General features: G+C 71.8%; 15 protein-coding genes. 14 read left to right on the forward strand and 1 reads right to left on the reverse strand.

The features are described 5' to 3' along the window. The first annotated feature begins 5 nt into the window (after window positions 1-5). The 11 genes from nirB to VFE82_RS14080 all read left to right on the forward strand — a co-directional run bounded on the left by nirB (window position 6) and on the right by VFE82_RS14080 (window position 11508). A complete protein-coding gene (nirB, locus tag VFE82_RS14030; RefSeq protein ID WP_325000933.1) occupies window positions 6-2480 on the forward strand; it encodes a nitrite reductase large subunit NirB in 2475 nt (824 codons plus the stop codon). Between the two features lie 2 nt (window positions 2481-2482). Continuing rightward, a complete protein-coding gene (gene nirD, locus VFE82_RS14035; protein WP_325000934.1) occupies window positions 2483-2905 on the forward strand; it encodes a nitrite reductase small subunit NirD in 423 nt (140 codons plus the stop codon). A gap of 102 nt (window positions 2906-3007) precedes the next feature. After that, the gene (locus VFE82_RS14040) at window positions 3008-5785 is read left to right on the forward strand and encodes a molybdopterin-dependent oxidoreductase (protein WP_325000935.1); all 2778 of its coding nucleotides are present in this window, start codon (window positions 3008-3010) and stop codon (window positions 5783-5785) included. A gap of 79 nt (window positions 5786-5864) precedes the next feature. Further along, window positions 5865-6788: a DNA-binding protein YbiB gene (gene ybiB, locus VFE82_RS14045; protein WP_325000936.1), complete on the forward strand. Its 924-nt coding sequence runs from the start codon at window positions 5865-5867 to the stop codon at window positions 6786-6788. Beyond that, the gene (cobA, locus tag VFE82_RS14050) at window positions 6785-7555 is read left to right on the forward strand and encodes a uroporphyrinogen-III C-methyltransferase (protein WP_325000937.1); all 771 of its coding nucleotides are present in this window, start codon (window positions 6785-6787) and stop codon (window positions 7553-7555) included. Before ybiB ends, cobA begins: the two co-directional genes overlap by 4 nt. Before the next feature lie 69 nt (window positions 7556-7624). Then, on the forward strand, window positions 7625-8149 hold the full coding sequence (locus tag VFE82_RS14055; protein ID WP_325000939.1) for a GFA family protein: 525 nt from the start codon (window positions 7625-7627) through the stop codon (window positions 8147-8149). 1 nt (window position 8150) lies between these two features. After that, window positions 8151-8573, forward strand: coding sequence for a DUF2784 domain-containing protein (locus VFE82_RS14060; RefSeq protein ID WP_325000940.1), 423 nt, complete (start codon window positions 8151-8153; stop codon window positions 8571-8573). An 81-nt stretch (window positions 8574-8654) separates the two neighbouring features. Next, window positions 8655-9350: an aspartate/glutamate racemase family protein gene (locus VFE82_RS14065; RefSeq protein ID WP_325000941.1), complete on the forward strand. Its 696-nt coding sequence runs from the start codon at window positions 8655-8657 to the stop codon at window positions 9348-9350. A gap of 8 nt (window positions 9351-9358) precedes the next feature. Next, window positions 9359-10603: an NAD(P)/FAD-dependent oxidoreductase gene (locus tag VFE82_RS14070; protein ID WP_325000942.1), complete on the forward strand. Its 1245-nt coding sequence runs from the start codon at window positions 9359-9361 to the stop codon at window positions 10601-10603. Between the two features lie 157 nt (window positions 10604-10760). Beyond that, on the forward strand, window positions 10761-10973 hold the full coding sequence (gene rpsU, locus VFE82_RS14075) for a 30S ribosomal protein S21 (RefSeq protein ID WP_012346814.1): 213 nt from the start codon (window positions 10761-10763) through the stop codon (window positions 10971-10973). A gap of 88 nt (window positions 10974-11061) precedes the next feature. Next, a complete protein-coding gene (locus VFE82_RS14080; RefSeq protein ID WP_325000943.1) occupies window positions 11062-11508 on the forward strand; it encodes a GatB/YqeY domain-containing protein in 447 nt (148 codons plus the stop codon). 33 nt (window positions 11509-11541) lie between these two features. Here the strand turns inward: VFE82_RS14080 and pmbA are convergent, their stop codons facing one another. Then, entirely contained in the window at window positions 11542-12963 is a 1422-nt protein-coding gene (gene pmbA, locus VFE82_RS14085; RefSeq protein ID WP_325000944.1) for a metalloprotease PmbA, read from the reverse strand. A gap of 61 nt (window positions 12964-13024) precedes the next feature. Between pmbA and yjgA the strand changes: the two genes are divergently transcribed. From yjgA to VFE82_RS14100, 3 genes are read left to right on the forward strand one after another with little or no spacing between them, the layout of a single operon-like run. Then, window positions 13025-13645, forward strand: a complete 621-nt coding sequence (gene yjgA / locus VFE82_RS14090) for a ribosome biogenesis factor YjgA (RefSeq protein ID WP_325000945.1) — start codon at window positions 13025-13027, stop codon at window positions 13643-13645. Window positions 13646-13661: 16 nt separating this feature from the next. Beyond that, window positions 13662-14240: a molybdopterin adenylyltransferase gene (mog, locus tag VFE82_RS14095; protein ID WP_414708767.1), complete on the forward strand. Its 579-nt coding sequence runs from the start codon at window positions 13662-13664 to the stop codon at window positions 14238-14240. Further along, on the forward strand, window positions 14237-15460 hold the full coding sequence (locus VFE82_RS14100) for an amidase (protein ID WP_325000947.1): 1224 nt from the start codon (window positions 14237-14239) through the stop codon (window positions 15458-15460). Before mog ends, VFE82_RS14100 begins: the two co-directional genes overlap by 4 nt. The last annotated feature ends 23 nt before the right edge of the window (window positions 15461-15483 follow it).

Raw genomic sequence — 15483 nt, forward strand, 5'->3', positions numbered from 1 at the left:
CCGCGATGGACATGCGAGTGAAGGCCCGGCAGAAGCTGGTCATGGTGGGCAACGGCATGGCCGGAGTCCGCACGGTCGAGGAGCTGCTGAAGATCGCCCCCGACCTCTACGACATCACCGTGTTCGGCGCCGAGCCCCACCCGAACTACAACCGCATCCTGCTGTCGCCGGTGCTGGCGGGCGAGCAGACCCTGGACGAGATCGTCCTGAACTCCTGGGACTGGTACGAGCAGAACGGCATCCGCCTGCATGCCGGCAAGCGCGTGGTCGAGATCGACCGGGTCCGCCGCATCGTGCGGGGCGAGGACGGCACCGAGGAGCCGTACGACCGGCTGCTGCTGTGCACGGGCTCCAACCCGTTCATCCTGCCGGTGCCGGGCAAGGACCTGGAGGGCGTGATCGCGTACCGGGACATCGCCGACACCAACGCCATGATCGAGGCCGCCCGGAAGTACCGCAACGCCGTGGTGATCGGTGGCGGCCTGCTCGGCCTGGAAGCGGCCAACGGCCTGATGAAGCGCGGCATGGACGTGACCGTGGTGCACGTGATGCCCTGGCTGATGGAGCGCCAGCTGGACGACGTGGCGGGCCGGCTGCTGCAGAAGTCGCTCGAGGAGCGGGGCCTCCGCTTCCGCATGGGTGCCCAGACCCAGGAGCTCGTCGGCGATGCGGCCGACGGCCGCGGCGGCCGGGTGCGGCAGGTGCGCTTCAAGGACGGCACCGCGGTCGACGCCGACCTGGTCGTGATGGCCGTGGGCATCCGCCCCAACACCGGCCTGGCCGAGAAGGCCGGACTGCATTGCAACCGCGGCATCGTCGTGCACGACACCATGCAGACGGTCACCGACGCGCGGATCTACTCGGTGGGCGAATGCGCCGCGCACCGCGGCATCGCCTACGGCCTGGTCGCGCCCCTGTTCGAGCAGGCCAAGGTGGCGGCCAACCACCTGGCCCAGTTCGGCATCGGCCGCTACACCGGCTCGCTCACCTCGACCAAGCTGAAGGTCACCGGCATCGACCTGTTCTCCGCCGGCGAGTTCATGGGCGGCGAGGGCACCGAGGAGATCGTGATGAGCGATCCGTTCGGCGGCGTCTACAAGAAGCTGGTGATCAAGGACGACAAGCTGGTGGGCGCCTGCCTGTACGGCGACACCGTCGACGGCAGCTGGTACTTCAAGCTGCTGCGCGAGGGCCGCCGGATCGGCGAGCTGCGCGACAAGCTGATGTTCGGCGAGTCCAACCTGGGCGATGCCGGCCACCAGGGCCAGAGCAAGGCGGCGGCCATGGCCGACGCGGACGAGGTCTGCGGCTGCAACGGCGTGAGCAAGGGCGCGATCTGCAAGGCGATCAAGGAGAAGGGCCTGTTCACGCTGGACGAGGTGCGCAAGCACACCAAGGCCAGTGCCTCCTGCGGTTCCTGCACCGGCCTGGTCGAGCAGATCATCATGTTCACCGCCGGCGGCGACTACTCGGCGGCCCCCAAGAAGAAGGCGCTCTGCGGCTGCACCGACCACAGCCACCAGGACGTGCGCGACGCCATCCGGGCCAACCACCTGGTCACGATCGCCGCCACCATGGCGTTCCTGGAGTGGCGCACCCCCAACGGCTGCGCCACCTGCCGCCCCGCGCTGAACTACTACCTGATCTCCACCTGGCCGAAGGAGGCGCGGGACGATCCGCAGTCGCGCTACATCAACGAGCGCAGCCACGCCAACATCCAGAAGGACGGCACCTACTCGGTGATCCCGCGCATGTGGGGCGGCGAGACCACGGCGGCCGAACTGCGCCGCATCGCCGATGTGGTCGACAAGTACAAGATCCCGACCGTCAAGGTCACCGGCGGCCAGCGCATCGACCTGCTGGGGGTGAAGAAGGAGGACCTGCCCAACGTCTGGAAGGACATCGGCATGCCCTCGGGCCACGCCTATGCCAAGGCGCTGCGCACGGTCAAGACCTGCGTGGGCAGCGAGTGGTGCCGCTTCGGCACCCAGGACTCGACGCAGATGGGCAAGGACCTGGAACGCGCCCTCTGGCGCATGTACGCGCCACACAAGGTCAAGCTGGCGGTGTCGGGCTGCCCGCGCAACTGCGCCGAGTCCGGCATCAAGGACGTGGGCGTGATCGGCGTCGACTCCGGCTGGGAGCTGTACGTGGGCGGCAACGGCGGCATCAAGACCGAGGCCGGCCAGTTCTTCTGCAAGGTCAGGACCAGCGCCGAGGTGCTGGAGTACAGCGGCGCCTTCCTGCAGCTGTACCGCGAGGAAGGCTGGTACCTCGAGCGCACGGTGCACTACATCCACCGCGTCGGCCTCGACCACGTGAAGAAGCGGATCCTGGACGACCACGACGGCCGCCGCGCCCTGTGGGAGCGGCTGCAGTTCAGCCTCGACGGGGAGCCCGATCCCTGGTTCGAGCACGACAAGGCGTCGGTCGACACGCGCCAGTTCGCGAAACTCGAACCCACCGGGCAACAGGCATGAACATGAACGAATGGACCGTGATCTGCCGGGTGGAGGACATCCCGGTGCTGGGCTCGCGCCGGGTCGCGCGGCCGCGGGGCGTCGACGTGGCGGTGTTCCGCAATGCCGAGGACCAGGTGTTCGCCCTCCTCGACCGCTGCCCGCACAAGGGCGGGCCGCTGTCGCAGGGCATCGTGTTCGGCACCAGCGTGGCCTGCCCGCTGCACAACTGGACCATCGGCCTGGACGACGGTTGCGCGCGCGCCCCCGACGAAGGCTGCACGCCGCGGTTCGCCTGCAAGGTCGAAGGCGGCCAGGTGATGCTCAGCCCGGTGGAGCTGGCCACGCACGCGGTCGATCTGGCGCCGCCCACGGCCGGCCCCTGCGCCTCGCGCGGGGCGGTCGGCGACGCCACGTTCGACGTGCAGGCGCCGCACGGCGCGTGAGGCATCCCGCGGCATGACCCCGACCAGCCCGACCTGCGCCGGACTCGCCCGCGGCGGTCCGCTTCCCGCTGCAGGCGCGACGCCGCCTGCCCCGTCCGAGCCATGACCGAGACGAAATCCACCTGCCCCTATTGCGGCGTGGGCTGTGGCGTGGTGATCGCCTCCGAAGACGGGCGCATCACCGGCGTGCGCGGCGACCCGGACCATCCGGCCAACTTCGGCCGGCTGTGCACCAAGGGCTCGACGCTGCACCTGACGGCCACCCCTGCCATCGCGCGGCAGACCCGGCTGCTCCAGCCGATGCGGCGCGCGGAGCGCGGCGCGCCGCCACGACCGCTGTCGTGGGACGCGGCGCTCGACCTCGCGGCCGGCGAATTCGCCCGCACGGTGCGCGCGCACGGCCCGGACGCGGTGGGCTTCTACGTCTCCGGCCAGCTGCTCACCGAGGACTACTATGTCTTCAACAAGCTCGCCAAGGGCCTGCTCGGCACCAACAACATCGACACCAACTCGCGCCTGTGCATGAGCAGCGCGGTGGCCGGCTACAAGCTCACGCTCGGGGCCGACGCGCCGCCGGCCAGCTACGAGGACGTGGAGCAGGCCGGCTGCGTGTTCATCGCCGGCAGCAACGCCGCCTGGGCGCACCCCATCCTGTTCCGCCGCCTGGCCGACGCCAAGGAGCGGCGGCCCGGCATGAAGGTGATCCTGTGCGATCCGCGCCGCACCGACACCGCCGAGATCGCCGACCTGGTGCTGCCGCTGCAGCCGGGCACCGACGTGCTGCTGTTCCATGGCCTGCTGCACATCATGCTGTGGGAAGGCTGGACCGATGGCGCCTACATCGCGCGCCACACCAGCGGCTTCGACGACCTCAAGGCGCTGGTGCGCGATTGCACGCCCGAGCTGGTGGCCCAGACCTGCGGGCTGCGCAAGGAGGACCTGTTCACCGCCGCGCGCTGGTTCGCCACGGCGCCGTCGACGCTGAGCCTGTACTGCCAGGGCCTGAACCAGTCGAGCAGCGGGACCGCCAAGAACGCGGCCCTGATCAACCTGCACCTGGCCACCGGCCAGATCGGCAAGCCGGGCGCGGGGCCGTTCTCGCTCACCGGCCAGCCCAATGCCATGGGCGGCCGCGAGGTCGGCGGGCTGGCCAACCTGCTCTCCGCCCACCGCGACCTGGACAACCCGCATCACCGCGCCGAGGTCGCGGCGCTCTGGGGCGTGCCCTCGGTGCCGGAGCGGCCGGGCAAGACCGCCGTCGAGCTGTTCCAGGCCGCCGCCGACGGCGAGATCCGTGCGCTGTGGGTCGCCTGCACCAACCCGCTGCAGTCCATGCCCGACCAGGCGACGGTGCGCCGTGCCTTCGAACGCGCCGAGTTCGTCGTGGTGCAGGAAGCCTTCGCGGACACCGCGACCTGCGACCGTGCCGACCTGCTCCTGCCGGCCACCACCTGGGGCGAGAAGGACGGCACGGTCACCAACAGCGAACGGCGCATCAGCCGCGTGCGGGCCGCCGTCCCGGCGCCGGGCTCGGCGCGGCACGACTGGCGCATCGTGGTCGATGTCGCGCGCCGGCTGGAGCGCCTGCTGCCGGAGCGCCGCACCGGCACGCTGTTCCCGTACGAGACCGCCGAGGCGATCTGGAACGAACACCGGGCCTCCACCCGCGGGCGCGACCTGGACATCACCGGGCTGAGCTACGGGCTGCTCGAACAGGCGCCGCGGCAGTGGCCCTTTCCCGGGGGGGCCGCGGACGGGCGCGTGCGCCTGTACGAGGATGGCGTCTTCCCCACGCCGGACGGCAGGGCCCGCTTCGCGGCGGTCACCTACCGGCCCACCGCCGAGGCGCGCGAGTCCCGCTACCCGTTCGCGCTGACCACCGGCCGCCTGCGCGACCAGTGGCATGGCATGAGCCGCACCGGCAGCCTGGGCCGGCTGTTCGGCCACGTGCCGGAGCCCGTGGTGCAGATGCATCCGCAGGACATGGCGCGCCGGCAGCTGGCGCAGGGCGACCTGGTGCACGTGACCAGCAAGCGCGGCTCCATCGTGGTGCCCGTGCAGGCGAGCGGCGAGCTCGGCCTCGGCCAGGCGTTCATCGCCATGCACTGGGGCGAGGAGTTCCTCTCGGGCTGCTCCAGCACCGGCGAGCGGCTGGCCGGGGTGAACGCGCTGACCACCAGCGCGTTCTGTCCGCAGTCCAAGCAGCCCGAGCTGAAGCACGCGGCGGTGAAGATCCTGAAGGCGCAGCTGCCCTGGTCGCTGGTCGCGATGGCCTGGCTGCCGGAGGAAGGCGCGCTGCGCGCCCGCGACACGCTGCGGCAGCTGATGGCCCTGTTTCCGTTCGCCTCCTGCGTGCCGTTCGGCCGGGAGCGCACGGGCGTGCTGTTCCGCGCCGCGGCGCACGAGGTGCCGCCCGACACGGTGCTGGCCCAGGTCGAGGTCGCGCTGCAGCTGGACGGCCCGCAGGTGTTGCGCTATGTCGATGCCCGGCATGGGCAGCGGCGGGTGGCCCGGCTGACGCGCGTCGGCCCCGACACCCGGCTGGAAGGCATCCTGCTCGCAGGCGACACCCGCGCCGAGGCCTGGATCCGCACGCTGCTGCAGGACGAGCTACCGGCCCAGGCCTACGGTCGGCTCCTGCTCGCGCCCAGCGCCCGGCCGCCGGTGGCGGTGCAGGCCGCGGCGGCCCAGGTGTGCACCTGCTTCGACGTGCGCGAGGACGCGATCCGCGACGCCCTGGCCGGCTGTGCCGGCAGCGACGACCAGCGCCTGGCCGGGCTGCAGGCGGCGCTGAAGTGCGGGACCAACTGCGGCTCCTGCCTCCCGGCACTGCGCCGGCTGGTGCGCCAGGTGCCCTCGAACCAGCCGGCGCCGGCCTGATCGGCGACGTGCCAGTCCGGCGCCCGCACCTGCATCTGCTTATTGCCGGCGGTTATCAGGGCTCTGGGACAATCGCGCCGTGGGGATCAGCCAGTACCTGAAGGACATCGGCCGCGGCAAGCAGGGCGCGCGCTCGCTCGACCGCGCCCAGGCGGCGGACCTGTTCGGACAACTGCTGGACGGCACCGTCACCGACCTGGAGGTCGGCGCCTTCTGCCTGGCCATGCGGATCAAGGGCGAGACGCCCGACGAGATGGCCGGCTTCCTGGACGCGACCCACGCGCGCCTGCGCCGGGTCCCCGCCGCCACCAGGCCGGTCGTCGTGCTGCCCAGCTACAACGGCGCGCGCCGGCTGCCCGTGCTCACCCCCCTGCTGGCGCTGTTGCTGGCGCGGCGCGGCCTGCCCGTCCTGATCCACGGCACCGCGACCGAGAACAACCGCGTGTTCGTCAGCGAGGTGCTGGGCGCACTGGGCATCGCGGCGCAGGACGAGGTGGACGCCATCGCGCCCGGCCAGGCGGTCTACCTGCCGACCGAGCGGCTGCACCCGGGCTTGAAGCGCCTGCTGGACGTGCGACGGGTGGTCGGGCTGCGCAATTCGGCCCACAGCCTGGTCAAGCTGATGAATCCATGCGCCGGCCCAGCCGTGCTGGTGGGCAGCTACACGCATCCCGAGTACGCCATCTCGATGGGCGCGGTCTTCGAGCGGATGGGCGCCACCGCCCTGCTGCTGCGCGGGACGGAAGGCGAGGTGGTCGCCGACGCGCGGCGCCTGCCGCAGATGGAAGGCTTCGTCGGCGGCCGGCGGGTGGTGCTCGAGGAGGGCCAGCGTGGCACCCTCACCGACCTGCCGGGCTGGCCGCAAGGCACCGACCCGGTGGAGACCGCCGCCTACATCCGCGACGTGCTGGCCGAGCGCCAGCCGCTGCCCGCCTCGCTCGCCCTGCAGGTGGAACACATCTTGCGTCTCGCCGCTCAAACCGCTGCAGGGAGCAACGCATGAACACGCAAGGCCAGGTCATCCTCGTCGGGGCGGGCCCCGGCGATCCCGAACTGCTCACGCTCAAGGCCGCCAAGGCGATCCGCGCCGCCACCGTCGTGCTGGTCGACGACCTGGTGAGCCCCGAGGTGGTGGGCCTGGCCGATCCGGCCGCCCGCATCGTCCACGTGGGCAAGCGCGGTGGCTGCAAGAGCACGCCGCAGGCCTTCATCGAACGCATGATGGTGCTGGCCGCGCGCGAAGGCGAGCGCGTCGTGCGGCTCAAGGGCGGCGACCCGTTCATCTTCGGCCGCGGCGGCGAGGAGGTCGAGCACCTGCGCGCCGCCGGCATCCATGTCGAGGTGATCAACGGCATCACCTCGGGCCTGGCGGCGGTCACCTCGCTGGGCGTGCCGCTCACGCACCGCGAGCATGCCCAGGGCGTGGTGTTCGTCACCGGCCACGCCCAGAAGGGCGGCGAGGCACCCGACTGGCATGCGCTGGCCCAGGCGGCGCACCAGGCGCGCCTCACGCTGGTGATCTACATGGGCGTCAGCGGCGCACGCCACATCCAGGACCAGCTGCTGTCGGCGCTGCCGGCGGCCACGCCGGTGGCCATCGTGCAGCGTGCCAGCCTGCCGGGGCAGCGCCATGCGGTGACCACGCTGGGCGACCTGGCCGACACCATCGCCCGCGAGCAGCTGGCCAGCCCCTCCGTGATCGTGGTCGGCGACGTGGTCCGCGGCGTGGCGGCCGTGCACGGCGAGCGCGATAACGCCCGGGCGGCCTGAGATCGCGCGGGCGCCAGCGGCGCCGCGGCCGGGCGGCCATACTCCGCCATCGCATCCCGGCTAGATGCCATGGTGACCGACCCTTCCCTTCCCCTCGACGGCGGCTGCGGCTGCGGCCACGTCCGCTACCGGATGCGCACCGCGCCGCTGTTCGTCCATTGCTGCCACTGCCGCTGGTGCCAGCGCGAGACCGGCGCGTCGTTCGCGCTCAACGCGATGATCGAGAGCGACCGTGTCGCGCTGCTCGCGGGCGCGGTCGACCCGGTGCCCACCCCCTCCGCGAGCGGCCTGGGCCAGCAGATCGCGCGCTGTCCGCGGTGCCGCATCGCGCTCTGGAGCCATTACGCGGGCTCGGGCCCGTCGATCCGCTTCGTGCGGGTCGGCACCCTGGACCAGCCGGACCGCCTGCCGCCGGACATCCACATCTACACGGAGTCGCGGCAACCCTGGGTGGTGCTGCCGGCGGGGGTCCCGGCCGTGGCCCGGTACTACGACCGCGAGGCGCACTGGCCGCGCGAGAGCCTGGCGCGGCGCGCGGCCCTGCTCCCGCAGATCGAGGCCTGGCAGGCGTCGCGCGGACGCGGAACGGCCTGAGATGCGCTTGGACCTGCTGGCCGACGCGGTGCTGGTGCTGCACGCCGGCGTGGTGCTGTTCGTGGTCGGCGGGCTGGTGCTGGTGCTGTGGGGCAATCGGCGCGGCTGGGCCTGGGTCAACCGGTGGTGGTTCCGCGCCCTGCACCTGGCGGCGATCGCCTTCGTGGTGCTGCAGTCCTGGCTGGGCGCCACGTGCCCGCTCACCACGCTGGAAGCATCGCTGCGCCTGCGGGCTGGCCAGCCCGTGAGCGGCGAAGGATTCATCGCGCACTGGGTGCGCGCGGTGCTGTTCTGGCAGGCGCCGGAGTGGCTCTTCACCACGGCGTACACCGTGTTCGGTCTGGCGGTGCTGGCCAGCTGGCTGGTCTTTCCGCCGCGCCGGCGGGGCCGAACCGCGGCACCGGGTGATCCGCTGAGCCGCTGAGCCGCCGGCCTGGCGGGTGGGGGCGGCGGCGGTCCGGCACCTCGGGTGCAGCCGCGTGCAGCCGGGCGCGACAATCGGCGGATGCCCCAGCACATCGGAATCGTCGGCTGCTCCGCCGAAGGCGCGGCGCTCTGCTACACCACCATCTGCACCGAAGGCGCGGCCCTGCTGGGCCCGCACGCGCATCCGCAGGTCTCGATGCACACGCCCTCCCTGGCCGCCTATGTCGATTGCCTGGACCGCGGCGACCTGCCCGGCGTGGCAGCGCTGATGCTGGACTCGGCCCAGCGGCTCGCAGCCGCCGGCGCCGACTTCCTGGTCTGCCCGGACAACACCATCCACCAGGCGTTCGACCTGGTGGCGCCCCGCAGCCCCCGGCCCTGGTTGCACATCGCGGAGGTGGTCGCGCAGTCGGCCGCGGCGCGCGGCTGGGGCCGGGTCGGCCTGCTGGGCACGCATTGGCTGGTGCGAAGCGAGGTCTATCCGCAGCGGCTGGCGGCCCATGGCGTCGAGTGCGTGCGTCCGGCGGACGCCGACCGGGACCTGCTCGGCCGGCTCATCATGGACGAGCTGGTGGCCGGGGTCTTCCGGTGGGCCACCGTGGCGGCCTTCCAGCAGGCCATCGAGCGCCTGGCGCAGCGCGGCTGCGAGGCCGTGGTGCTGGGCTGTACCGAGATCCCGCTGGTGATCGGCGACCACAACTCGGCCCTGCCGACGCTCGACTCCACCCGCCTGCTCGCCCGCGCCGCCCTGCGCCGCGCCGTGGCCGCTTCGTGAGGGCCGGCATGCACGACTTCGACGCCGTCGTCATCGGCGCGGGCGCAGCCGGCCTGTTCTGCGCCGGCGTGGCCGGCCAGCTCGGCCTGCGGGTGCTGGTGATCGACCACGCCGAGAAGGTCGCCGAGAAGATCCGCATCTCGGGCGGCGGCCGCTGCAACTTCACCAACCGCGAGCTCGATCCACGTGCGCCGCACAAGCATTTCCTCGGCGAGAACCCGAACTTCTGCCGCTCGGCGCTCTCGCGGTACACGGCGGCCGACTTCCTGGCGCTGGTCCAGCGGCACGGCATTCCCTTCCATGAGAAGCACAAGGGCCAGCTGTTCGGCGACCGCAGCGCGGAGGACTTCATCGGCATGCTGCTCGCCGAGTGCGGCGCGGGCGGCGTGCAACGCTGGCAGCCGTGCCGGGTGCAGGCGGTGCGCACCGCGTCGGCAGGCTACGAACTGGACACCGACCGCGGCCTGGTGCGCGCGCCCAGGGTGGTGGTGGCCACTGGTGGCCTGTCGATCCCGAAGATCGGCGCCACGGATTTCGGCCACCGGCTCGCGCAGCAGTTCGGGCTGAAGGTGGTGGCGCCGCGGCCGGCGCTGGTGCCGCTCACCTTCGAGGGCGAGGGCTGGGCGCCATACGCGCAACTCGCGGGGCTGGCCCTGCCGGTGCGCATTGCCACCGGGGAGCGCAAGGCGGCCATGGCCTTCGACGAGGACCTGCTGTTCACCCACCGCGGCCTGTCCGGCCCTGCCGTGCTGCAGATCTCCAGCTACTGGCGCCCCGGCACGCCGGTGCGCATCGACCTGGCGCCCGGTCACGACCTGCAGGAGGTGCTCCTGCAGGCCAAGCTGCGCTCGCGCAAGCTGATCGCCAACGAGATCGCCGGGCTCGTGCCTTCCCGCCTGGCCGATGCATGGGTGCAGCAGAACCCCGGCTGGCAGCGTCCGGTCAACGAGGCCGCCGACAAGTCGCTGGGCGCACTCGCGCAGGCACTGGGCCGCTGGGAGCTGGTGCCCACCGGCAGCGAGGGCTACCGCAAGGCAGAGGTCACGGCCGGCGGCGTCGACACGCGCGAGCTGTCGCAGCAGACCATGGAGTCGCGCCAGCCGGGGCTCTACTTCATCGGCGAGGTGGTCGACGTGACCGGCTGGCTGGGCGGCTACAACTTCCAGTGGGCCTGGGCCAGCGGCTGGGCGTGCGCCCAGGCGATGGCGGCCGGCCGTGCGCCCGCGGACGGGCCGACCGCAGCCGGTGGCTGACTCCAAGGTCGAGCCGGGCGGCCCCGGTTGTCGTTGCCGCCGAGGTCGCTATAATCCCTGGCTTTGCCGGCAAACCCCGACGGCCTGATCACTTCAAGTCGGGGACCCCCAGCTGCAAGCCCGATCTTCTTGCGGCACTTCAAAGATCCATGGATTCATGACGACGATTCGAGTCAAAGAAAACGAGCCCTTCGACGTGGCACTGCGCCGCTTCAAGCGCACCATCGAGAAGCTGGGCCTGCTCACCGAGCTGCGCGCCCGCGAGTTCTACGAGAAGCCCACGGCCGAGCGCAAGCGCAAGAAGGCCGCGGCCGTCAAGCGTCACTACAAGCGCGTGCGCAGCATGCAGCTGCCCAAGAAGCTGTACTGACCACCGGCGCCGCTGCCGCAGCGGCGGCCCGAAAAGCCTGCCCGGGGACGCTCTGGCAGGCTTTTTTCATTTCCACCTGGAGAACACCATGTCCCTGAAGGACCGCATCACCGACGACATGAAGGCCGCCATGCGTGCCAAGGAGGCCGACCGGCTGGGCACCATCCGGCTGCTGACGGCGGCGATGAAGCAGAAGGAAGTCGACGAGCGCATCACCCTGGACGATGCCGCCGTGGTGGGCATCGTCGACAAGCTGATCAAGCAGCGCAAGGACAGCATCGAGGCCTTCCAGAAAGCCGGTCGCCAGGACCTGGCCGACAAGGAAGCGGCCGAGGTGCAGGTGCTGCAGGCCTACCTGCCTGCCCGCCTGTCGGCCGACGAGATCGCGGCCGAGGTGCGCGCCATCGTGGCCGAGCTGGGCGCCAAGGGTGCCGGCGACATGGGCAAGGTCATGGGCGCGGCCAAGCAGCGCCTGGCGGGCAAGGCCGAGATGGGCCAGGTGTCGGCCGCGGTGAAGGCGGCCCTGGCGGGCTGAACGCCGCGGGGTGTCTGCGCGGGCGGTGGCCCCTTACGAGCCCGCCACCTTCATCTTGCCGATCAGCAACGAGCCGACCGTCTTGGCACCGTAGTTGTAGGTGTCGGCGCCCACGGCCTGCAGGCCGGCGAACATGTCCTTCAGGTTGCCGGCGATGGTGATCTCCTGCACCGGGAAGGCGATGCGCCCGTTCTCCACCCAGAAGCCGCTGGCGCCACGCGAGTAGTCGCCGGTCACGTAGTTCACGCCCTGCCCCATCAGCTCGATGACGAACAGGCCCGTGCCCAGCTTGCGCAGCATCTCGTCGATGTCGTCGCCGGGCTGCGTCTGGCGCGAGGTGAGCGTGAGGTTGTGCGAACCGCCGGCATTGCCGGTGGTCTTCATGCCCAGCTTGCGGGCCGAATAGCTGGACAGGAAGTAGCCGCCGACCTGGCCGGCGTCGACGACCTTGCGGGCGGCGGTGCGCACGCCTTCCTCGTCGAACGGCGCGCTGCCCTTGCCGCGGCGCACGTGCGGGTCCTCCAGCACGTCGACGTGCGCGGGGAAGATCCGCTTGCCCAGCGAGTCGACCAGGAAGCTGCTGCGCCGGTACAGCGAGCCGCCGCTGGTGGCCTGCACATAGGCGCCGAGCAGGCCCGCCGCGAGCGGCGACTCGAACAGCACCGGGCATTCGCGCGTCGAGATCTTGCGGGCCTTCAGGCGCGAGAGCGCGCGCTCGGCGGCATAGCGGCCCACGGCCTGCGCACTGGCCAGTTCGCCCGGCGCCCGCATCGAGCTGTACCAGGCGTCGCGCTGCATGTCGTCGCCCTTGCCGGCGATCGGCGCCACCGAGATCGAGTGGCGCGAGCTGGCATAGCCGCCGCGGAAACCGCGCGTGTGGGCGCTGAAGAAATGGCTTTGCTGGGCCGAGACGCCGGCGCCCTCGCTGTTGGTGATGCGGCGGTCGGTGGCGAAGGCGGCGGCCTCGCACTCCAGCGCGATGCGCGCCGCCTCTTCGCTGTCGATCGTCCACGGATGGAACAGGTCGAGGTCGGGCTGCTCGTCCGCGCGGGCGATGTCGCCAGCGTCGGGCAGGCCGGCCACCGGGTCTTCGGCGGTGAAGCGCGCGATGTCGTAGGCCGCCTGCACGGTCTGTTCGATGGCCGCTTCCGAGAAGTCGGACGTGCTGGCGTTGCCCCGGCGCTGGCCGATGTAGACGGTCACGCCCAGCGACTTGTCGCGGTTGCGCTCGACGTTCTCCAGTTCGCCCTTGCGCACCGAGACCGACAGGCCGCAGCCTTCGGAGGCCTCGGCGCCGGCATCGGTGGCCCCGAGCTTCTTCGCATGCGCCAGCGCCTTGTCCACGAGCTGTTCGAAGGTGGCCCGGCTGTAGCTGAAGCCCTGGCCCGAGTGGCCCTGCCCCTGGCGGTTCGGGGAGGTCACGGCACGGTCTGCGAGTGTGGAGGGGTGGTTCATGGCGGGGCTATGATACTTGCGGCCACCTGCACAGCCGGGGTCGCGCCACCCTCACTCCACCATGTCACGCAAACCGAAAAAGGGCTACTTCGTGCGCGGCCAGTTCGTCGCCGAAGGCAGCGAACTCGACCTGCAGCTGAAGGCCGAACTGAAGCATTTCCAGGAAAACAGCAAGACCGAGCTCAAGCGCGAGAGCACGGAGCTGCAGAAGCTGGGCGAGTCGCTGATGGCGCTGCGCGGCGAGCTGTTCGAGCGCCTGCAGCTGCCCGACAAGCTGGTCGAGGCGATGGACGAGGCCCGCCGCATCACCAACTTCGAGGGTCGGCGGCGGCAGATGCAGTACGTGGGCAAGCTGATGCGGGGCCTCGACGAGGAGCAGCTGGCCGCCGCGCGCGAGGCACTCGAGCAGCAGCGCAAGGGCTCGGCCAAGGAAAGCCTCGCCCTGCACCAGGCCGAGCAATGGCGCGACGACCTGATCGAGCGCGACGAAGCGCTCCAGCAGTGGCTCGACGCGCACCCCGACACCGACAGCCAGCAATTGCGCGCGCTGATCCGCCAGGCGCGGCGGGACCGCCAGCCGAGCGCGGACGAAATCTCCCGCGGCGAAGTGCCGCGCCACGGCCGTGCCTACCGCGAGATCTTCCAGATGGTCAAGGAGCAACTCCAGCATGAGCCCGAATGAGCAAGCGTTGGAGCCGGTGCGCATCGGCATCGTCTCGGTCAGCGACCGTGCATCGGCCGGCGTGTACGAGGACAAGGGCCTGCCGGCCCTGCGGGACTGGCTCGCGCGCGCGCTGAAGAACCCGGTCACGTTCGAGCCGCGCCTGATCCCGGACGAGCAGGAGCGCATCTCCGGCGCCCTGATCGAACTGGTCGATGCGGGCTGCAGCCTGGTGCTCACCACGGGTGGCACCGGTCCCGCGCGCCGCGACGTGACCCCCGAGGCGACGCTGGCGGTCGCCGACCGCGAGATGCCCGGCTTCGGCGAGCAGATGCGCCAGATCAGCCTGAAGTTCGTGCCGACGGCCATCCTCTCGCGCCAGGTGGCGGTGATCCGGGGCGACAGCCTGATCATCAACCTGCCCGGCCAGCCCAAGTCGATCCAGGAGACGCTCGAGGGCCTCAAGGACGCCGACGGCAAGTCCCTCGTGCCCGGCATCTTCGCGGCGGTCCCCTACTGCCTCGACCTGATCGGCGGGCCGTACCTAGAGACCCGCGACGAGGTCTGCAAGGCTTTCCGTCCCAAGTCGGCCGTGCGGCCGCCCAGGCCCGCATGAGCGCCGCAGCGCGCGACGCGCTGGTCGGCGCGCTCGATGCCATCGCCGCGGGCGACGCCGAGCTGAAGGCGTTCGTGGCGCTGCACGGGCACGAGCACGCGGGGCGCGAACTCGAGCGGGCGCTGGCGCACGGCGGTGCCCTGCGCGGACTGCCGATCGGGGTGAAGGACATCTTCGACACCGCGGCCCTGCCGACCTCGTACGGCTCGCCGCTGTACGCCGGCCACCGGCCGCGCGCCGACGCGGCCATCGTGCAGGCGATCCGGCGCGCCGGCGGCGTGGTGGTGGGCAAGACCAGCACCACCGAGTTCGCCTACCTGAACCCCACGCCGACACGCAACCCGCGGGCGCCGGGCCGCACGCCCGGCGGCTCCTCGGCCGGCTCCGCGGCGGCGGTGGCGGCCGGCCTGCTGCCACTGGCGGTGGGCACCCAGACCGGCGGCTCGGTGATCCGGCCGGCCTCGTACTGCGGCGTGGTCGGCTTCAAGCCCACCTACGGCGCCCTGCCGACGCCCGGGCTCAAGCCGTTTTCGTGGTCGCTCGACACCGTCGGCCTGTTCACCGCGAACGTCACGCACATGGCCGCCTATGGCGCGGCCATCAGCGGCCAGGGCTGGCACGCAGCCGCGGCCGGCGCCCGCATGCCGGTCTTCGGCATCGCCTGGACCTACCCCTGGGAGGCGCTGTCGCCCAGCGCCCGGCGCGTGCTGGAGACGGCGCGCCGGCAGCTGCAGGCGGCGGGCGCGACCGTCCGCGACGTCGACCTGCCGGCCTGGATCGACCCGGTGTTCCGCGCGCACGACGCCGTGCAGGGCTGGGAGGCGGCACGGGCGCTGGCCGACGAACACGCGTTCCACGCCGACCAGCTCTCGCCCGTCCTGCGCGCCTACCTGGCCGACGCCCGGCAGGTGACCGACGCTGCCTACGAGGCCGGCCTGGCGCAGGCGGCGATGGCGCGCTCGCAGCTGGCGCAGCTGTTCGAGGGCATCGACGTGCTGCTGACGCCGGCGGCACCCGACGAGCCCCCCGCGGGCTTCGGCTCCACCGGCGCGTCCAGCTTCAACCGCGCCTGGACGCTGCTGCACGTGCCGTGCCTCACGGTGCCCGGCGCCACCGGCGTGAACGGCCTGCCGATGGGTGTGCAGGTGATCGCGCCGATCCGCGCCGAGGCCCTGTGCCTGCGGGCCGGAGCGGTGCTGGAAGGCGCGCTGGCCGCCTGAGGCGCCGGGGAGATCGCGGCCGT

The organism is Ramlibacter sp. (assembly GCF_035655895.1).
Classification (GTDB): Bacteria; Pseudomonadota; Gammaproteobacteria; order Burkholderiales; family Burkholderiaceae_C; genus Ramlibacter.